Raw genomic sequence first — 20,966 nt, 5'->3', positions numbered from 1 at the left:
TGGAGAAAACATGAAGAGATTTCCGGAAGGTTTTTTATGGGGCGGCGCAACGGCTGCCAATCAGATTGAAGGAGCTTATAAAGAAGGAGGCAAAGGACTTTCTACGGCGGATGTCTCCCCGGACGGCATTATGTCTCCGTTTCATGAGACGGACGATGCGCTGAATTTGTATCACGACGCGATTGATTTTTATCACCGCTATCAAGAGGATATCGCCCTGTTTGCGGAGATGGGCTTTAAAGCGTTCCGCACCTCCATTGCGTGGACGAGAATCTTTCCGAACGGCGATGAAACAGAACCGAATGAAGAAGGGCTGCAATTTTACGACCGTTTGTTTGACGAATTGAGAAAACATCAGATCGAACCGGTTGTCACGATTTCTCACTATGAGATGCCGCTCGGTCTTGTGAAAAACTACGGCGGCTGGAGAAACCGCCAAACGGTCGATTTCTATGAGCGGTACGCCCGCACGGTTTTCACCCGTTATAAAGACAAGGTGAAATATTGGATGACCTTCAATGAGATCAACGTCGTTCTTCACGCTCCGTTTACAGGCGGCGGCCTTATATTCCGGGAAGGCGAAAATAAACAAAACACGATGTACCAAGCGGCCCACCATCAATTTGTGGCGAGCGCGCTGGCGGTAAAAGCCGGTCATGAGATCATTCCGGATTCACAGATCGGCTGCATGATCGCCGCGACGACGACGTATCCGATGACGCCGAAGCCGGAGGATGTATATGCGGCTTTGCAAAAAGAGCGGAGCACGCTGTTCTTTTCTGATGTACAGGCGAGGGGCAGCTATCCGGGCTATATGAAACGCTTCTTTAAAGAAAACGGAATTACGATCGAGATGAAGGAAGGAGACGAGGCGCTCCTGAAAGAACATACGGTGGATTACATCGGCTTCAGCTACTACATGTCGATGACGGCCAGCACGGCGCCTGAGGATCTGGCGCAATCTAAGGGAAATCTTCTCGGCGGCGTGAAAAACCCGTACCTGAAATCTTCCGAATGGGGCTGGCAGATTGATCCGAAGGGCTTGCGCATCACCTTAAACACGCTGTACGACCGTTATCAGAAACCGCTCTTCATCGTCGAAAACGGACTCGGCGCGGTTGATCAGCCGGAGGAGGACGGAACCATTCAGGATGACTACCGCATCAATTATCTGCGTGATCATTTAATAGAGGCAAGAGAGGCGATTGAAGACGGCGTCGACCTGATCGGCTACACGTCGTGGGGGCCGATTGACCTCGTCAGCGCCTCAACGGCAGAAATGAAAAAACGCTACGGCTATATCTATGTCGACCGCGGCAATGACGGAAAAGGCACGTTTGAAAGAAAGAAAAAGAAAAGTTTTTATTGGTTTAAAGACGTCATCGCCACAAACGGAGAAAGTCTGTAAGCGCAATGTTCCGGAGAAAGCCGGCAAAATTGACATTCAGCAAAGAGAGGAGGACAATAAAAGCAAAAAGGCGGGATTCATATGTTTAAAAAAATTCTTGCAGCAGTAGACGGTTCAGACATGAGCAATAAAGCCCTGGACGCAGCCATCCATCTGGCGAAAGAACAGCAGGCTGAACTCACCATTCTCTATGCGGGACGTGAAGCCGTTGTCTCCACATCAGCTTTAACCGGGATTGTCTATGTTCCGGAAAACTTCATTGAAGACATCAAACATGAAGTCGAGCAAAAAGGAGCAGCCATTCTGGAAGATGCCAAGCAGAAAGCGGCAGAAAGCGGAGTAAACGCGGAAAGCCTGTACGTCCAAGGCGAACCTGCGCATCAAATTTTAAACATAGCGAAAGAACAGCATTTCAATCTGATTGTCGTCGGAAGCCGCGGAATCAGCGGATTTAAAGAAATGATGCTCGGAAGCGTGAGCCATAAGGTCTCACAATTGTCTCCTTGTCCTGTACTGATCGTTCATTAAACAGAAGGCCCTGCTGATGCAGGGCTTTTTTCATGAGAAAAGACCGCCGGCTTTCGAAAAATAGGGTGAAATCTTCCTCTGAATCAAGTAAAATGGCTGTTAGTATTTGTCTGAATAAACAGTCAATGATATGGGGGAAGCAAATCAATGCAAGCTGAACAAACATCAAATGCCGTCATCAAAATGGTCATTTCCATGGTCATTTTCGGATCAATCGGCTTTTTCTCAGAACATACGAATGTGCCTTCAATTGAACTGGTCTTTGTGAGATGTCTGTGCGCCTCATTGTTTCTGGGCGTCTGCTGGTTTGGTTCCGGACGGTACCGCACCGAACAATGGAACCGGCGGGAGGTGCTGCAGACACTGGCCTGCGGATTTTTTCTCGTGCTGAACTGGGTGTTTTTATTTAAATCATTTGAGGAGACATCAGTGACGATAGCGATTTCCGTTTATCATTTGGCTCCGGTTCTCGTCCTTCTTCTAGGGAGCCTTATATACCGGGAGAAACTGCATATTGTGTCCGTCAGTTCCATCGTGATTTGTTTTCTGGGCACCGCCCTGATTTCCGGCATCAACGGAAGTACATCATTTTCTCAGCTGATGGGATCGGGTATTATTTGGGCCGTGCTGGCCGCCCTTTTTTATGCTTTTACGACACTGGCCGGGAAAGGCATCAACAGCCTCAGCCCATACGCCGTCACCTGTTTGCAGACCGGATTGGGCGTTATCATTCTTCTTCCGTTCGTCCGTTTCGGCGCTTTTTCTGATTTGTCGCATGTGAACTGGATCATGATTGTGTCGACCGGTATCATTCATACGGGAATTGTGTATTTGCTCTTTTTTGACAGCTTGCGGTTTTTATCCACCCGGTTTATTTCAATCATCGTATTTCTTGATCCGGCGGTGGCGATTGTGATCGACACCGTATTTACGGGATTTCGCCCCGACCTTTATCAATCTTTGGGGATAGTGTTGATTTTTGCGGGAATGGCGCTGTCCCTGATTCGAAAGCAAAAAGCCGTGCCGGCGGAAACTCAGGCAGACAGCACCCGTATATAGGCGGCCGTACCGGCTGCTTTTTTTATTTTTGGGGCTTTTCAGCCATAACGAAAAAGCAGACAAACAGATCATGGAAAAAGAGGATGGTAATTGTATAATACTTCTTGTGTTTACAATTTAAGAAATTAAAGGAGTGAAGGGCATGATAAAGAAGACGCGTCATCTTGCTTTCTTGGCTGCACTCGGCTTTGCGCTTTGTCTGGCCATCGTATGTTCCGCATCAAAGCAGGCAGAAGCGGCAGCGGCTTATCCGGATGTGATGCAGGGACTTACCGGATTCGCGGGCAATGCGAAGGATCATAACGGAAAAGCAAAATCAGCCGTATCGGGAGGCCAGGGCGGCCCCGTCGTCTACGTCAGCAATCTCAATGATTTGAAAAACAATGCGGGCGGAACGGATCGCAAAACCATCGTCATCACAAGTGATATTTCTTCCCCGGGTAAAGCCGTCGTGACAGTCGGCGCCAATAAAACCATCGTCGGCTCTTATACCAGCCACAGGCTGACCAACATCTATCTGACCACCGGCTCCGGCTCAAACAATGTGATTTTCAAAAATCTCATTATCAGCCATAGTGCCGCCATTACAGGCAACAACGACATTCCGATGTACATAGCGAACGGACAGAATTACTGGATTGACCACGTCTGGTTTGAAGGACACAGCTACAATCCGAACAGCCACAGTGATTTGGGAAAGCTTCTGTATGTCGGCGCCAAAGCGGATTTTGTGACGCTGTCTAACTCTAAATTCACAGACCATCTGTACGGCCTGATTCTCGGTTATCCGAATGATGATAACGAAGGACGCAATTATATCGGCTATCCGCATATGACGATCACCAACAACTATTTTAATAACGTCTATGTGCGTTCACCGGGCCTGATGAGATACGGCTATTTTCACGCGAAAAACAACTATGTGACCAATTTCAATTTAGGATTCACCATTCATACAAACGCGACTGTCTTCTCAGAAGCCAACTATTTCGGTAACGGAAATGAAAAAGGCGGAATGATAGACGACTACGGGACGGCCCAATTCACCGACATCGGTTCATTCCCGTCGCTCAAAGCCCCGAAATCACCGCGCACCGGCTGGAATCCGAGATCAAATTACAGCTATGGCACCCTTTCAGCCCAGGACGCCAAAAACTTCGCCCAATCCTACGCGGGAGCGCAAAATACAAATCTCCGCTATCCATAATACGAAAAACCGCCGGCAGCCGGCGGTTTTTTTATATGAATAAAAGGTTCAAAATCCCTATAATCCTTAAAATAACCTTAAATACCTAGGAAAATATTGATAAACAATTTCAATAATATTACTATTGTTAAGCCTATATTACAAAAGGAGGAGGAGAACCTATGAAAATAGGAAAAAAGAACAAGTGGAAAAAATGGCTGGCCGGCACTCTTGCGGCAACGCTGATGATTTCCATTGCGCCTGCCGATGTGTTTGCGGCAGAAACGCGTGAAAAACAAGATCAAGCGAAAACCGCCGCCATTCCGGCCGCAGACCCGGAAAAAGATCTTCCGGCGGAAAAAGCATCTGAGCAGATGCCTTTTGATCAAAAAGATATCAATCAAGACGGTGAGATCACGTCTGAAAGAACTGAGAATTCAAAGCTTTACTATGAAGGCGAGGGTGTGTACAAACAGGAAATCTACACAGACCCCATTCATACGAAAGAAACCGCCAATGCGGACTGGGAAGACGTTTCTCCTGAATTGAAAACCGGCTCAAAGGAAGTCGGAACGGAGAATACAGTGCTGAACTCCGATTTTCTGAAGCAAATGAAAAACGGATTATACGCCACATTTGAACATGATGATCATAAGCTCACATACTCATTAACCGGCGCAAAAGGCCCCGATCAGGCTGCAATCACTCCGACAGATGCCTCAGCAAAAGTCAAGGGAGACAGCAACGAGCTTACGTATCAGCAAGTGTTTCCTGCTATTGATTTACAAACCTACACATTTAACGAAAACATAAAAGAAGACCTTGTGCTTCACAAATATGAAGGCTACAATTCCTTCACCTTTCAAATCAAAACCGATCTTCAGGCTAAAGAACAGGAAGACGGCTCGATCGCGTTTTCTGATGATAAAGACAATGTCGTCTACACCGTGCCGAAGCCCTTTATGACCGACTCAGATCTCGACGAAAAGTCAGGTGAAGTCAACAGGTCAGAAGATGTCAGCTTCAAGCTTGAAAAAAACAGTGAAGGCTACTTGCTTCATGTAACGGCCGATGAAAAATGGCTGAAAGATCCCAAGCGGGTTTATCCGGTATCTATTGACCCTTCAACATCAGTATCTGTGTCATCCGATACCTTTGTCATGAGCGCGTACCCGACGACAAACTACTCTGCAGCATCGCAGAAATGGGATGCCGGATTGAAAGCGTACGTGCTGAAAACTGGATATTATGACGGCACAACCGGAACGAACTACGCTTTTATGAAGTTTGATAATCTAAAGCCGATCAAAAACATGACGGTGACGAAAGCGACGCTCAAAGCGTACACAGCCCACTCCTATTACGGATCAAAAGCGACGGGGCTTTGGCTCGACACCGTTAACAGCAATTACGACAATGCCAAGATTACGTGGAAGAACAAGCCGGGCTCCAAAAACATCGGCAAAGCCGAGGTCTATAAAGGCCAATGGGCAAGCTTCGATGTCACCTCCGCAGTCAAGTCGTGGAACAGCGGCGGCGCCAATTACGGCTTTAAGCTTCACGCAAACGGCAACGGAAAAGAATATTGGAAGAAGCTGATGTCATCAGCAAACTCTGCTAAAAAACCATACATTGAAGTGACATACACGATTCCGAAGGCGGACACGCCGTCTGTCAAAGCGTATCATAACGGAGATTCGACAGGATTTTTCAATATCAGCTGGAAAAAAGCTGAAGGCGCCAAAAGCTATAAAGTCTGGCTCTATAACGGGAAAGAATACCAGGCCATTCCGGTCGGCAATGCAACCTCTTGGAGCACAAAAGGAAAAAACATCTGGCCGACAAAAGCGGAAATCGACTCCGGCAAATATAAGCTGCATACAGACGGAAAAGGCGGAAGTGAATTAGCGCTTAATCCTTCGCCGGTCTATAAAAACGCCGGCGGCAGCTATCCGGCAAGTAAAAATTACTGGGTCGCGGTCAGCGCGGTGTTTGACCAGGGAGAAGGCGCCATGTCTGCGGCCGCCAAGCCCGTCATTCCGAATATCGGAAGAGTTCAGAAACCGAGCACGAAAGGCTTTAATAACAACAACGCCACAGGCTGGTTTGATCTTTCCTGGAAAGCCGTATCAGGCGCAGCCGGGTATAAAATGCAAGTCTTTAACGGCAAAAGCTTTGAAACGCTTGACCTCGGAAATAAAACATCCTGGTCCACAAAAGATCAAAACATCTGGCCGACAAAGGCGGAAATCAGCGCCGGAAAATATGCGCTTCACCTGAAAGACAAAAAAGGCGCGGAATTGCCGATTAACCCGGGCCCCGTTTATAAAAACGCCGGCGGAGATGCAAATCGGAAAACTTACGGATTTAAAGTTATCGCCTATAACAAAGACGGAGAAGCGATCGCCTCACCGGAAGCGAGTCCGGCGCTGCCTGATATCGCAAAGCCGAAAAACCTGACAGGCTATGTCTATACGAACACGAAATCGAGCCAAACGGGTTATGTCAATCTCATATGGGATAAGGTCAAAAACGCCAAAGGCTACAAAATCAACATTTACAACGGAAAAGACTATCAATCATTCGATGTCGGGGATACCGATCATTGGACGACCCAAAACAAACGCATCTGGCCGTCAGCCGAAGAAGTGAAAGCGGGAAGATTCCAGCTTCACACGGACGGAAAGGGCGGCGAACTGGCGCTTGACCCTTCACCTGTTTACGAAAACGCAAACGGCAATTACAAAGGGAAGAAGAACTATTCCTTCACGCTGACCGCCTATGACGCAAACGGTGACAGCATACCGACGGCACCTTTTAACCCTGTTTTCCACGAAGGGGCGGAATTCCTCGGAACGGAAGAATTCTGGTCTATTATCGACATTCCGGACGGACAGCTGAACGGCGCGACGGGAAATGTCATCGTCAATGAGGAAGATATGTCAATCGACGGACGCGGCCCGGGGCTCGGACTCTCCCGGACCTTCAACAGCCTTGACAGCTCTGACCATATGTTCGGCCAAGGCTGGTATGCCGATGCGGAAACGTCGATCCTTTCTGAAGACGGCAGAGCCGTTTATATTGATGAGGACGCGACAACACATGTCTTCACGAAAAAATCTGACGGCACGTATCAGCCGCCGACGGGCGTTTATCTCGAACTGACGGAAACAAGCGATCAATTTGTATTAAAAACAAAAGATCAGACGAACGCTTATTTCAGCAAAAAAGGCGGCAAGCTCCAAAAAATCGTCGACGGACACAACAACACAACCGTATACGAATATAACGACAGCAATCAGCTGACCGCCATAACAGACGCATCAGGGCGCAAGCTGACATTTACCTATGATGAAAACGGCCATGTCACATCTCTTACAGGGCCGAAAAACAAAAAGATTTCATATTCATATGACAAAGACCTTCTCAAAAAGGTGACGGATACTGACGGCAGCGTCACAAGCTACGACTATGATGCCGAAGGGCGCCTCGTCAAGCAGTATTCCGCAAACAGCACGGATGACAAACCGCTGTTCACTGAATACCAATACAGCGGCCACCGTCTGGCCAAAGCCGTCAATGCGAAAAAAGAAACGTACGACTACAGCTATGACGCGGACAAAAAAACGCTGCTCATGACGCAGCCGAACGGCCGCAAAGTGCAGTACGGCTATAACGAAGCGGGCAACCCGATTCAGATGATCGATGATGCCGAAGGGCTGAAAATCACGACCAACACCGTATACGAAGGCAACAACGTCATTCAGGACACCGATCCGAACGACGCGGATGCGGGCAAAGCGACAGAAAGCTATCAATATGATAAAGACGGCAACGTCACAGCCGTAAAAGACAACTACGGCACCGAAACGTATCAGTACAACAAAAACAATGACGTAACGAAAATGAAGGATACCGAGGGGAACATCACTGATATTGCGTACGACGGACTTGATGCCGTTTCTGAGACGGATCAAAGCGGAAAATCCTCATCCGCCGCCGTGTATGACAAGTACGGAAATCTCATTCAATCAAGCAAAGAGCTGGCAGCTTCGGCAAGTCTGCTGAAAGACGGCAGCTTTGAAGGAACAAAGCTTGGCTGGAATCTCACCGCTACGAGAGACAGCGGAAGCATCGCATCTGTAAAAGCAAGAAGCGGCGCGCTGTCCGGACAAAAAGCATTGGAGATCTCGTCACAATCCGCTTCAGCCGGAACAGAGCACGGCCATGCGTCCGCAACGCAGGAAGTGCAGCTAGAGCCGAATACGACGTATACACTCAGCGGCCAGATCAAAACGGATCTGACGAAGGCAAGAGCGTATTTCAACATTGATCTGCGTGACAAAGACCAAAAACGCATTCAATGGATTCACAATGAATCAGGCGCATTAGCCGGAAAGAATGACTGGACGAAACGGCAGATCACCTTTACAACACCGGCCAATGCAGGAAAAGCCATCGTCTATATGGAAGTGGATCATAACGACAAGGACGGCAAAGGAAAAGCGTGGTTTGATCAGGTTCAGCTGGAAAAAGGCGAAGTCTCTTCAAGCTATAACCCGGTGCAAAACAGCAGTTTCACGGCCAAAACAGATGGCTGGAGCACAAGCGGAGCCGCCGCTGACCTTGATGAAGGCTTCGATGATGACAGCTCATTAAAAGCGTCCCGCACAAATGCATCACAAGCCAATGCGGCCGCAAAACAAACCGTTACATTAGGCCAAAGCGCGGACGATAAGCCGGTATATATCACGCTGACGGGGATGTCCAAGGCTGACGGCGTAAAATTAACGAACGACAATGATTACGCGCTTCAGGCTAACGTCACTTATGCGGACGGCACAACGGGCGTCTACACCGCCAAATTCCCGCAGGGGACACAGGAATGGAACCGGGCGGCGGCAGTCATTCCGAAAACAAAGCCGATCAATAAAATCGAACTCAGCATTCTGTTCCAAAAAAGCGCCACAGGAACGGCGTGGTTTGATGATATCCGTTTAATCGAAGGAAGCATCCTGACGAAAAACACCTATGACGAAAAAGGAAACTACGTCACAAAAGAAGAAGACGAACTAGGGTATGCAAGCACTGCTTCATATGACGAGACTGGAAAGAAAATGTCTGAAACCGACGCGAAAGGCGAAACAACCGCCTACGAATACGATCAGGCCGACCAGCTGACAAAGCTGACCTTGTCAAACGGCACATCCATCCTTCACAGCTATGACAAGGAAGGAAATGAGCTGACAAAAACGATTCGGGCCGGCGCGGACCAGACCTATCAATATGAATATGACGTCATGGGCAAGCTCGTCAAAACAACCGACCCGCTCGGCAATGTACTGAAGAGTGAATATAACGCCAACAGCAACTTGACGAAAACCGTTTCCGCCAACGGCAATGAAGTGTCGCTGACCTATGACGGCACCGACCGGGTTAAGTCAAAAGCGTATAACGGCACTGAAAAATACAACTTTACCTATGACAAAAACGGCAATGAAACATCGGTCACAAACAAAGAACAAAATACAACGAAAAAACGCACCTTTGACAACAAAAACCGCCTGACCGAATTAACCGACCGCGGCGGCAGCCAAAGCTGGACGTATCCGGCTGATTCGGATAAGCTGAAAACTTTCTCATGGAGCCACGGCGGCCAAAAAGGAACAAACAGCTTTACGTACAACAAACTAGATCAAATGATTGAAATGAAAGACGGCACTTCAGCCTATACATTTGATTATGATGAGAACGGCAATGTCCAGACATTCATCAGCGGAAATGAAGTCGGCACGAGCTTCTCATATGATGAGCGGAATCTTGTCAGCTCTCTTCATATCGGAGCGAAAAACGGCGGCAGCATCTTCCGGGAAAGCTATGAATACGACGCCAACGGCAACCGCACGGTCATCGACAGCTCAGCCGGCGGAAAGGTGCAGTACGAATACGGCAAGCTCAACCAGCTCGTCAAAGAAACTCATGAAGACGGCACTGTCATTCAATATACGTACGACGGCTTCGGCAACCGGACAAACGTCACCGCCACAAAGGACGGCGCAAGCAAATCAGTCAACGCTTCCTTCAACATCATGAACCAGCTGACGAAGGTGAATGACGAAGAACTGTCCTACGATAAAAACGGCAACCGCACATCTGACGGCAAATACACATATACGTGGGACGCGGAAGACAACCTGACCGCCGTAACGAAAAAAGGCGAAGACAAGCCGTTCGCAACATACAAATATGATGAAAAAGGAAACAGAATCCAAAAAACCGTCAACGGAAACGTCACGAACTACTTCTACGACGGAGACAGCTTGAATGTCCTGTATGAAACAGACGCCGACAACAACGTCACAAAATCATACACGTACGGTGACAGCGGCCAGCTGTTATCCTATACAAAGAACGGCAAGAAATATTTCTATCACTACAACGCACACGGCGACGTCATCGCCATCTCAGACAGCACCGGAAAAACCGTTGCCAAATATCAATACGATGCGTGGGGAAATCCGACAAAAACCGAAGCGAGCGACGAAGTAAAAGACAACCGCTACCGCTACGCAGGCTACCAATACGACGAAGAAACCGGCCTGTACTATCTCATGGCCCGCTACTACGAGCCAAGAAACGGCGTATTCTTATCACTAGACCCAGACCCGGGAAGTGACGGCGATTCTTTAGATCAGAATGGATATGCATACGGAAACAACAACCCAGTCATGAACGTCGATCCTGACGGGCATTGGGTGTGGCTTGTGGTAAATGCCGGATTTGCAGCCTATGATGGATATAAGGCATATAAATCAGGTAAAGGATGGAGAGGTGCAGCCTGGGCAGCGGCTTCGAACTTTGGGCCTGGGAAGTTATTTAAGGGTGCTAATCGGATTTATAAAGCTGCTAAAACATATAAACTATCTAGAAAAAGTGTACGGGCTAGAAGGGCCTACTCAAGTTATAGGGATATAACTGGAAAAACTTCTAGGTTCAAAAATTATTCTACTAATGTAAAAAGAAGAACTTTTGAAAAAAATTTAAGAAGACAAGGATGGAGAAAATCAGTTCATCATGGGGGTGTTATCACTATGACGAAAAATGGGAATAAGTATTCCCTAAGGAAACATGCTAAGTCAAGTCCCTATCCAACCGCGGAATATACACCTAAAGGTAGAAAAAAATTCACACACAAAATCAGAATGCGACATTAAAGGGGAAATAAGATGAATCACTATTTTATTGATCATCCTAAGGAGTTAAAAGTCTATCAATCCATAATTAATTCCTTATGTCACGTAGATCAAACATTGCCTAAACAAGTTTTTAAGCAAAGGAAAAATTATTATTTATTCGAGGAATTCCATTGGGTATTATCTGAAGAAAGTTGGGGAATGTTTAAGAGTTTGGCTAATGAACATCATGATGAGTTTATATTAATGGCTGTTATAGACAGTTCTGAACATATAAACCAATTCTACGAAGAATTTGAGTATTTTAACTGGATAAAGATCCCTTTGCATATAACTGCAGATGAGTATCTGTCACTCTTAACTGATTATCCAAAGCACAGTAAAAGTGACTGTATAATGAATATTGCATCTCGTGTTGTTTGGGCTTCACCGACTTTAAAGTGGGCGATTTATGGTGAGAGAGAACTTGAAATCTGTATTCTAGGTATTGATCATCAGAGTGAAGGAAAAGAACTAGCAACTTGGAGATCGTTAGATGGCGTTGTCTTAGATTGGATATCAGTTGTATTCCCAGATCAGACGGTTCCAGTTGAATTTGAAAAAACACTTACGGCACATTACAAATAAGTATATTTTTAATACCTACTACTGATATCATCTGATTGTTCTAAACGGGATTTCAAATAATCTCCAGATAGTATTTTTGCATTCAACAGATATTTAATGACAAATATGCAGAGTAATATATTTTTGGGGCTTGTTTGAATAATCTATGTTTATCATCAAGACACTTCTATCAATGGGTTTGTTAGTGTTAGTTAGGAGAAGGAGAAGACAATGCACAAACAAATTGAACAATAGAGTAGATTATATTGACGAGGGATGTAATATTTTAAAGGTCGATTATCAGTTCTTTAAAAAAGACCTGTTTTAAGGTTCAGGTTGTTAAAAATGCAGCATCTGTTTATTTTAGTGCAGATATTGGTGATATGAGATTAGAAAAAATAGATCCTGAAGAATACAATTGGCAAGTATTTGAGATGAGTTACCACCAGGAAGGAATCGGAAATCTATCAAATGCTGTAATTCCTGAGTATCAATCAAATGCTAATTTTCTCATTGGCATGAACAGAATGCTGATTGCTGTAGAAGCTGAAACAGTTCGCTTTGATGATCAATCATTTTATGCGTATCATTCGAAATCATAAATAAGAGAGGTTCCCAGCCTCTCTTTTCTTACATAACGAAATCGTTCGCGGAGGTAAACATGAACACTCCTTTAAATTTACAAAAAGAATCATTGAGGGCTATAGGGAATCTGGATGTGACTAATCCGCTTCAATACAATTCGATTTATTCATGTGATCTAGTGAGTAAAGATACTTTTTCTCAATTAATGAATGACTTAGAGTTCGAAACAGCTCTAATAGAAGTAATGGCATTCCCTTCTTTTATTGAAGAATGGAAGAAGAAGGTTGAAAAGAAAATGATAAATATGAATACTGTATCGAAGAAGTTAACTCATATTGAATGTGCCCTAACCAAAGAAGAATTGATGGCAGATCACTTATTAGATGAATTATATTTTTTAGCATCGATCAATGAGTTTGTTGTTATAATAGCAAACCCTGCCAAAAATAAGTCCTACATGAACCTGAATACTCAAAAGGTTGATGTAACTACTGAAAATAATGAAAAAATCATTTGGTTTGAATACGATGCAGCAGATTTATATATCATTGATTAATTTAATATAAATTCCAGATTCGGAACTGCGGGAGGCAGAAATATATGAATTGGCATGGTTTGAGTGAAGAGGAGACAGAGTGCTTGTGGCGCAGGGTGAATCGCGCAGTGAAATGGAAACCGTACAGTACATTTGCTTCAATAAAACCTCCGAAGCCGTTTCAAGTCTTTAATGTATCTCAAGGATTCAATGATGAAAAAGGGAATATCAGTTTTTTGGAAGATGCAGAGCTGCAGATACTAAAGGCACTTCAATCTTGTACCTTAAAGCAAGAGTTTATATATGCGCTGGACTGGCAGCATGAATGTTATCTATTTAATCCTCATGCGCCAATTGATAAAGATGAATTCGGTGAATGGCTGGTCTCCGTTATTCCAAACGGAGACTATTGTTTCTTTATTCATCAGGACTTCCAGTGGGGGCTGCTAGGGGATCCGCGGCAGCAAACCATTACGGTTTTTGGCTCACCGCTAATAAGGGCGATAGAAAGAAACGCTCCTGTCTTATTTCAAAAGTGAATGCCGCTTGCGAATGAATCTCATGTTTTTACGGGGGAGGAATAACAGGATGACAGAAGAAGAGTTCAGGGCTGCGGAAAAAAGCTTGAGAGCGTCTTTTCCGAAAGCGTATAAACGGCTGCTTCATAAAAAGAACCCTGCGGAGATCGGAGAGTGGATTTTTTTCCCTATCCGTGAACAAAGCCGTTTGCAGAAAACCTGGGATGATGTGATCAGGCAAAACAGTGTGTGCAGAGAAGAGAGTATGCCCGACGATTTGATCGTAATTGCCGACAACGGAACCGGGGATAAGCTGTGCTTGAAAAAGACGGACAGTGTAATGGAGGAGACTGTCTATCTGTGGGATCATGAGACTGCCGGCGTTGAGTTGTATGCCGCTTCTATAGGAGAATTTATAGAAAATGAAAGAGAATAAGTGGCTGATTCAGGAGCTTTTAGAATTCCGCCTCAACCGGGAAGGGGAGATTTCTGCAATTGGGTTGGCATTTTCCTCCGAGTATGAACATCATCTCATTCGTGTAAGGCTCACATGCAAAGACGTTTCTTCCGTTCAAATAAAAAAAATGGAGAGTCAAACGGCTGGCTCAGGCATTGTAGCAATTGATCCTGCTGACGGCGATGATGGACAGCATTTTCTCGTGGAGGAGTGGGAGAACCAAACGTTCCGCTTTTACTGCCGTCAATATGAAGCAGCAGAGAAGAAGGTGTTAAGTAAGGAGGCACAAAATGGAGTGGCACAAACATGAGAAAGCAGTTCTGTTGGGGCCGGATTCGCCGGGTTGTTTTGAATTGACGGAGTTTACGTTCTATACCGGGTATAACGAGTATTATGATAAAATCCCGGTGTTTGAGCTGAATCTGACTGATGGGCAGTATGATGCCGTGCTGCGTTTTGAGGGTGTGAGGGCTGCCCGGCTGGATGATCTTGAAAGCATCACCGACATCCATCTGGATATCAGCCCGGTCGACGGCGGCTGGGAATCGATCCGCTACTATGTCGATGACGGGGAAGGAAGCATGAGCTTTTATTGCGCCAAATGGGTCGTGCTTGACATGAAGAAAAAGCAGTCCCCCGAATGGCCCGGCAAAACGTCAGGGTAAAGCGGCGGCATTTCGCGTATAATGAGGGGAGCCGGACAGAGAAGGAGTTTAGTCATGAATGAGTTTAATGAATATGCGATCAGCCCCGAAATCCGACGGGCGCTGAATGGCTTGCAATACACCGAGCCGACTGAAGTGCAGCGGCGCGTCATCCCCGCCGCGCTGCAAAAAAAAGACCTCGTTGTCAAATCGCAGACGGGCAGCGGCAAAACCGCAGCTTTCGGCATTCCGATCTGCGAGCTTGCGGAATGGGAGGAAAACAAACCGCAGGCGCTGATTTTAACGCCGACCCGCGAGCTTGCGGCGCAGATTAAAGAAGATATCACGAATATCGGCCGTTTCAAACGGATAAAAGCCACGGCGGTTTTCGGAAAAGCTTCTTTTGACAAACAGAAAACCGAACTGAAGCAAAAAAGCCACGTCGTTGCCGGAACGCCGGGGCGTGTGCTTGATCATATAGAAAAAGGGACGCTGCCGCTTGAACGGCTGGCGTATGTAGTGATTGACGAAGCGGATGAAATGCTGAATATGGGATTTATTGAACAGGTGGAAGCCATCATTCAGCATCTGCCGAAAAACAGAGTCACCATGCTGTTTTCAGCGACGCTGCCGGATGACGTCGAGAAGCTGAGCCGCACATATATGAAAGACCCTGAATTGATTGAAGTAAAAGCGGAAGGCCTGACGACAAAAGACATTGAGCATTTTGTCACCAGAACAGAAGAAGAGGACAAAACATCTTTGCTGCGTGATGTCCTGATCACCGAAAACCCGGACAGCTGCATCATATTCTGCCGGACAAAAGAAAGAGTCATCCAGTTAACCGATGAGCTGGACAGGCTGGGCTACCCTTGCGATAAAATTCACGGCGGCATGGTGCAGGAAGACCGCTTTGACGTCATGAATGAATTCAAACGCGGCGAGTTCCGCTATCTCATTGCGACCGACGTTGCCGCCAGAGGAATTGATATTGAAAACATCAGCCTCGTCATCAATTATGATATTCCGCTTGAAAAAGAAAGCTATGTGCACCGCACCGGCAGAACGGGGCGCGCCGGACACCGCGGACGGGCCGTTACGTTTGTGACGCCGTCTGAATCGCGGTTCCTGAATGACATTGAGACATATATCGGTTTCCGCATCCAAAAGCGGGAGGCGCCGTCTGAGAAAGAAACAGCGGAACGGAAAGCGGCTTTTGCGGAAAAACTGAACGCCCGCCCCGATGTCAAAACAGACAAAAGCGAACAGTTAAACAAAGACATCATGAAGCTGTACTTTAACGGCGGGAAAAAGAAAAAACTCAGAGCGGTCGATTTTGTCGGAACGATTGCGAAAATCGACGGCGTTTCAGCCGATGATATCGGGATTATCACGATTCTGGACAACGCATCGTACGTCGAGATTCTGAACGGCAAAGGCCCGCACGTTCTTGACATCATGAAAAATACGACGGTCAAAGGCAAAAAACTGAAAGTCCATAAAGCTAAGAAATAAAAAAGAAAGCCTGCCGCGCGCAGGCTTTTGTTACGCCGTCTCCTCGGGCACAAACGCAAGGATGCCAATCCCGATTACAAACAAAATGATCAGGCTGAACACGGCGGCTGACGAATTTCCGGTCAGCTGGGCGGTGACGGCAATCAAAAGCGGGCCGATAATCGAAGCGAACTTGCCGAAGATATTATAAAAGCCGAAAAACTCATTGGCGTTCTGTTTGGGGACAAGCTTTGCAAAGTAAGAGCGGCTCAGCGCCTGAATACCGCCTTGGGAAGTGGCGACAAGCATAGCCAAAACCCAGAAATCAAAAGCGGAATCCATAAAATAAGCATACGTGCAGACAATCATATACACGCCGATTCCGGCATAAAGCATCGTTTTTCCTTTAAACCGTTCGGCCAGCCGTCCGTACAAAATCGAAAAAGGCGCGGCGACGACCTGAGTGACAAATAAAACAATCAGCAGATTTGCCGCGCTGATGCCGAGGTCAGCCCCGTATGACGTGGACATCGTAATGATGGTGCCGACCCCGTCGATGTAGAAGAAATAGGCGAGCAGAAACAAAAACAGCGCCCGGTGCTTCCTGATCTGCTTCAGCGTGCCGGCCAGCCGTTTAAAACTGCTGAGTACAAGCCGCGGCTCCCTCTCGATATAATAGCGCTGGCGGACGCGGAGAAGGAGCGGGATCGAAAACAGCCCCCACCATGCCGCCGTAATCAAAAAGGCAATGCGGCCGGCAGCCTGGGCGGACAGCGGAATCACCTCCGCTTGAGCTGAAAGAATCACGGCAATGCTGAGGAGAAAAGGGATCGTACTGCCGATATAGCCCAGCCCAAACCCCCTGGCGGACACCATATTCATCCGCTCCTTTGCGGCCACATCAACGAGAAACGCATCATAAAACACATTAGACCCGGCAAAGCCGATCGTGGAAATCGTATAACAAATTAATAACAGCATCCAAGATTCGCCGGGAATCAAAGCCAGCGCGGCGGTGCCCGCCACACCGATCAGAAAAAAGAAGGCAAAAAACCGTTTCTTGCATCCTTTGTAGTCGGCAATCGTTCCTAAGACGGGGCCGAGCATCGCCAAAATAAAAGTCGCGGCGGCAATCGTATAGCCCAAATAAGCGGTAGAATCAGCCGCGCTGACACCGTTTTCCGCCGCCGCGGCTTTAAAAAACAAGGGGAATACCGCCGTCATAATAATGACCGAGTAAGCTGAATTGGCCCAATCATACAGCATCCAGCTGCTTTCTTCTTTCGAAAACCGTTTCATCACACACGCTCCTTCCCAAAAACCGGTTCTCTGCATTATATGCGCCGCTGCCTCATCGTTGGACAATGATTTCTGAACGGCGTTTTCTGATTGACCTGGAGATATTGACCCAGTTCAAAAAGGATGTAAAATCAAGGTGTAGCAGGTAAATGGTCAGGCGGGAGGGAGACAGAATTGAAGATTGCGAAAGTCATTAATAATAATGTCGTCAGTGTGCTCAAAGAAGGCAATCAGGAATTGGTTATCATGGGCCGGGGCATTGCTTTTCAAAAGAAAACGGGAGACCCGGTAGATGAAGCCCGCATTGAGAAAGTGTTCACGCTCGATAACAAAGATGTATCCGAAAAGTTCAAAACCCTTTTGTATGATATCCCGATCGAATGTATGGAAGTATCCGAAGAGATTATCAGCTATGCGAAATTACAGCTCGGCAAAAAGCTCAATGACAGCATCTATGTGTCGCTGACCGACCATATTAACTTTGCGATCCAGCGCAATAAGAAAGGGGCTGGATATCAAAAACGCCTTACTGTGGGAAACGAAACGGCTGTACAAAGACGAATTTGCAATCGGCAAACAAGCGTTGGCCATGGTAAAAAACAAGACTGGCGTGTCTCTGCCGGAGGATGAAGCAGGCTTTATTGCGCTGCATATTGTCAATGCCGAGCTGAATGAAGAGATGCCCAATATCATCAACATTACAAAAGTCATGCAAGAGATTTTGAGTATCGTAAAATACCATTTTAAGATTGACTTCAACGAGGAATCACTTCACTATTATCGGTTTGTCACTCACTTAAAGTTTTTCGCGCAGCGTCTTTTTAACGGCACACATATGGAAAGCCAGGACGATTTTTTGCTGAAGACAGTGAAAGAAAAGTACCATCGGGCGTATGAATGCACGAAGAAAATCCAAACATGCATTGAGCGGGCGTATGAACACAAGCTCACCAGTGACGAGCTGCTGTATTTAACGATTCACATAGAAAGGGTAGTCAAATAAGCATAATGAAAGCGTTGGCATTTTTGTCCTTGTATTCATTTTTTCTTTCATTCACATATGATCTTGCTAGGATTGATACTGATAAGCAGGCAAAACCTAAATTACAATGAGCGCTGATCATTTCTGTTTGTGCTGATGGTAATTTAGGTTTTTTTAAGATTCATTATTATCATTATTCTGACCGATGTCCCCTTTTAACAGAATCATGTATGATCAATAAAGAAATCGCTTTCAAAGAAAGGGGAATGCCGACATGTTTTATCGTATGAAACGAGTGCTGCTGCTTCTTGTCACTGGATTGTTTTTGAGTTTGTGTGCGATCACTTCTACTGCATCAGCTCAAACAGGCGGATCGTTTTTTGAACCTTTTAACAGCTATAACTCCGGATTATGGCAAAAAGCAAATGGTTATTCCAATGGAGATATGTTCAACTGCACGTGGCGTGCAAATAATGTATCAATGACGTCATCAGGTGAAATGCGTTTGGCGCTGACAAGCCCGTCTTATAACAAGTTTGACTGCGGGGAGAACCGCTCCGTTCAAACCTATGGCTATGGACTTTATGAAGTCAGAATGAAACCGGCTAAAAACACAGGGATCGTTTCATCGTTCTTCACTTATACAGGTCCAACGGATGGCACTCCTTGGGATGAGATTGATATCGAATTTTTAGGAAAAGACACGACAAAGGTTCAATTTAACTATTATACAAATGGCGCGGGAAACCATGAGAAGGTTGCGGATCTCGGATTTGACGCGGCCAATGCCTATCATACGTATGCGTTCGATTGGCAGCCAAACTCTATTAAATGGTATGTCGATGGGCAATTAAAACATACTGCGACAAGCCAAATCCCGACAAACCCGGGAAAGATCATGATGAACTTGTGGAATGGGATAGGTGTCGATGACTGGCTCGGTTCCTACAATGGTGTAAATCCGCTATACGCTCATTATGACTGGGTGCGCTATACAAAAAAATAATGTACAGAAAAGGATTTCCGCTGGCGGAAATCCTTTTTTAATTAAAACGAAATAATCCCAATCAAAAGCGCCGCAATCGTCATCACAATCGTTGTTCCCACGGCCCATTTGATGGTGAATTTTTGATGATCGCCAAAGCTGACGCCCGCCATTCCGACCAATAGATAGGTGGATGGCACAAGCGGGCTGAGCAGATGCACCGGCTGGCCCAGCAAGGAGGCTCTTCCGATTTCAGCGGCGTCTATTCCGTAAGCGGAAGCGGCTTCGGCGATGATGGGAAGCACACCGAAGTAAAAGGCGTCATTTGACATGAAAAAAGTGAAAGGCATGCTGGCAATCGCAGTGATCAACGGCAGATGCGGGCCCATGGCATCAGGGATGAGGGAAACGAGAGAATGCGCCATCGCATCCACCATTTTTGTGCCGGAGAGAATGCCTGTGAATATGCCTGCCGCAAACACCATTGAGACAACGTTTAACGCATTACCCGCATGCGCTGAAATCCGTTTCTGCTGCTCTTTGACATTTGGATAGTTGATCATCAAGGCGATGGCGAACGCGATCATAAAAAGAACAGGGATGGGAAGCAGGCTGGTGATCAGCGCGGCCATCAGGGCGACAGTGAGCATCAGGTTGAACCATTGGAGAGCGGGACGCTTCAGCGGCGCCGCCTCCGGATCAGAAGACGGCGCGTGTTCAATTGAAATGACACCGAGCCGCTTCCGTTCTTTTTTTCCGAGGAGATAAGCAACGGCGATCACCCAGAGAACGCCGGCAATCATAGCGGGAATCAGCGGCGTAAAGACTTCCGACGTGTCCAATTTCAAGGAAGCCAAAACCCTCGCCGTCGGCCCGCCCCACGGAATAATATTCATGACGCCCGAACCGAGCATCGCGATCCCCGCCAACACCAAACGGTTCATGCCGAGCCGTTTGTAAAGGGGCAGCATTGCCGCAATCGTAATCATATACGTTGTTGTCCCATCTCCGTCCAGCGAAATGGTCATCGTCAGAACCGCCGTGCCGATGGCGATTTTTAACGGATCCCCTTTGACAAGCGATAGAATTTTGGCAATGAGGGGATCAAACAGACCTGAGTCAATCATAATGCCGAAATACAGGATGGCGAATAACAGCATAATCCCGGTAGGAGCGAGGTCTGTAACGCCTTGAATCATCATCTCGCCGAGATCTTTGCCAAATCCGCTGATCAGGGCAAACACAACAGGAACGACAATCAAAGCAATAAGAGCGGAAAGCCGATTAGACATAATAAGATACATAAAGACAATCATCATCACAAAACCGAGTATGGCAAGCACGATATGACCTCCCCTGTTCAACAGCTGTATTGGTAAGCGCTTTCACAATTTATTTCTGTGAAAATGGCTTATTTCAAAATGTGTATGACCGCATATGTAAATACAGACCTAAAATCCTAATGAGCGGATCAGCAGTTTATATGA

The 20,966-nt window shown here is 46.5% G+C and carries 15 protein-coding genes and 2 pseudogenes; 15 read left to right on the top strand and 2 right to left on the bottom strand.

The genetic code is table 11. The features are described 5' to 3' along the window. Nucleotides 1-10 precede the first annotated feature (10 nt). The 13 genes and pseudogenes from bglH to AC3WTF_RS13115 all read left to right on the top strand — a co-directional run bounded on the left by bglH (nucleotide 11) and on the right by AC3WTF_RS13115 (nucleotide 16,234). Nucleotides 11-1,408: an aryl-phospho-beta-d-glucosidase gene (gene bglH, locus AC3WTF_RS13175; RefSeq protein WP_020958057.1), complete on the top strand. Its 1,398-nt coding sequence runs from the start codon at nucleotides 11-13 to the stop codon at nucleotides 1,406-1,408. Between the two features lie 81 nt (nucleotides 1,409-1,489). Further along, nucleotides 1,490-1,936: a universal stress protein gene (locus AC3WTF_RS13170; RefSeq protein WP_007407802.1), complete on the top strand. Its 447-nt coding sequence runs from the start codon at nucleotides 1,490-1,492 to the stop codon at nucleotides 1,934-1,936. Between the two features lie 147 nt (nucleotides 1,937-2,083). Further along, a complete protein-coding gene (locus AC3WTF_RS13165; RefSeq protein ID WP_492314274.1) occupies nucleotides 2,084-2,995 on the top strand; it encodes a DMT family transporter in 912 nt (303 codons plus the stop codon). 142 nt (nucleotides 2,996-3,137) lie between these two features. Next, a complete protein-coding gene (locus tag AC3WTF_RS13160) occupies nucleotides 3,138-4,202 on the top strand; it encodes a polysaccharide lyase family 1 protein (RefSeq protein ID WP_044802374.1) in 1,065 nt (354 codons plus the stop codon). A gap of 161 nt (nucleotides 4,203-4,363) precedes the next feature. Beyond that, nucleotides 4,364-11,395: a DNRLRE domain-containing protein gene (locus AC3WTF_RS13155; RefSeq protein WP_492314273.1), complete on the top strand. Its 7,032-nt coding sequence runs from the start codon at nucleotides 4,364-4,366 to the stop codon at nucleotides 11,393-11,395. Nucleotides 11,396-11,407: 12 nt separating this feature from the next. Further along, entirely contained in the window at nucleotides 11,408-12,001 is a 594-nt protein-coding gene (locus tag AC3WTF_RS13150; protein ID WP_053104122.1) for a hypothetical protein, read from the top strand. Between the two features lie 172 nt (nucleotides 12,002-12,173). Continuing rightward, nucleotides 12,174-12,582: pseudogene (locus AC3WTF_RS13145) on the top strand (YxiG family protein). A gap of 59 nt (nucleotides 12,583-12,641) precedes the next feature. Then, entirely contained in the window at nucleotides 12,642-13,121 is a 480-nt protein-coding gene (locus AC3WTF_RS13140) for a hypothetical protein (protein WP_129004202.1), read from the top strand. 44 nt (nucleotides 13,122-13,165) lie between these two features. Beyond that, nucleotides 13,166-13,639: a DUF2716 domain-containing protein gene (locus AC3WTF_RS13135; RefSeq protein ID WP_053104119.1), complete on the top strand. Its 474-nt coding sequence runs from the start codon at nucleotides 13,166-13,168 to the stop codon at nucleotides 13,637-13,639. 49 nt (nucleotides 13,640-13,688) lie between these two features. Further along, a complete protein-coding gene (locus tag AC3WTF_RS13130) occupies nucleotides 13,689-14,054 on the top strand; it encodes an SMI1/KNR4 family protein (protein ID WP_129004199.1) in 366 nt (121 codons plus the stop codon). Beyond that, on the top strand, nucleotides 14,041-14,385 hold the full coding sequence (locus AC3WTF_RS13125) for a hypothetical protein (RefSeq protein ID WP_106080268.1): 345 nt from the start codon (nucleotides 14,041-14,043) through the stop codon (nucleotides 14,383-14,385). The genes AC3WTF_RS13130 and AC3WTF_RS13125 overlap by 14 nt, the downstream gene beginning before the upstream one ends. Then, complete coding sequence (locus AC3WTF_RS13120) at nucleotides 14,366-14,740, top strand: hypothetical protein (RefSeq protein WP_042635617.1); 375 nt, start codon at nucleotides 14,366-14,368, stop codon at nucleotides 14,738-14,740. Before AC3WTF_RS13125 ends, AC3WTF_RS13120 begins: the two co-directional genes overlap by 20 nt. Nucleotides 14,741-14,794: 54 nt before the next feature. Next, complete coding sequence (locus AC3WTF_RS13115; RefSeq protein WP_007407785.1) at nucleotides 14,795-16,234, top strand: DEAD/DEAH box helicase; 1,440 nt, start codon at nucleotides 14,795-14,797, stop codon at nucleotides 16,232-16,234. A 30-nt stretch (nucleotides 16,235-16,264) separates the two neighbouring features. Here AC3WTF_RS13115 and AC3WTF_RS13110 read toward each other — a convergent pair whose 3' ends face one another. Next, on the bottom strand, nucleotides 16,265-17,515 hold the full coding sequence (locus AC3WTF_RS13110) for an MFS transporter (protein WP_094031900.1): 1,251 nt from the start codon (nucleotides 17,513-17,515) through the stop codon (nucleotides 16,265-16,267). 171 nt (nucleotides 17,516-17,686) lie between these two features. Here AC3WTF_RS13110 and licT point away from each other — a divergent pair. Both licT and bglS read left to right on the top strand, forming a co-directional pair. Then, a pseudogene (gene licT / locus AC3WTF_RS13105) lies at nucleotides 17,687-18,515 on the top strand (BglG family transcription antiterminator LicT). Nucleotides 18,516-18,768: 253 nt separating this feature from the next. Continuing rightward, nucleotides 18,769-19,500, top strand: a complete 732-nt coding sequence (gene bglS / locus AC3WTF_RS13100) for a beta-glucanase (protein ID WP_007407782.1) — start codon at nucleotides 18,769-18,771, stop codon at nucleotides 19,498-19,500. A gap of 41 nt (nucleotides 19,501-19,541) precedes the next feature. On the opposite strand, the gene citH is transcribed toward bglS, so the two are convergent. Further along, on the bottom strand, nucleotides 19,542-20,822 hold the full coding sequence (gene citH, locus AC3WTF_RS13095) for a citrate transporter CitH (protein WP_007407781.1): 1,281 nt from the start codon (nucleotides 20,820-20,822) through the stop codon (nucleotides 19,542-19,544). Between the last annotated feature and the right edge of the window lie 144 nt (nucleotides 20,823-20,966).

Source organism: Bacillus sp. EB106-06-01-XG163 (genome assembly GCF_058791615.1).
This window is presented reverse-complemented; position numbering and strand designations above follow the sequence as displayed.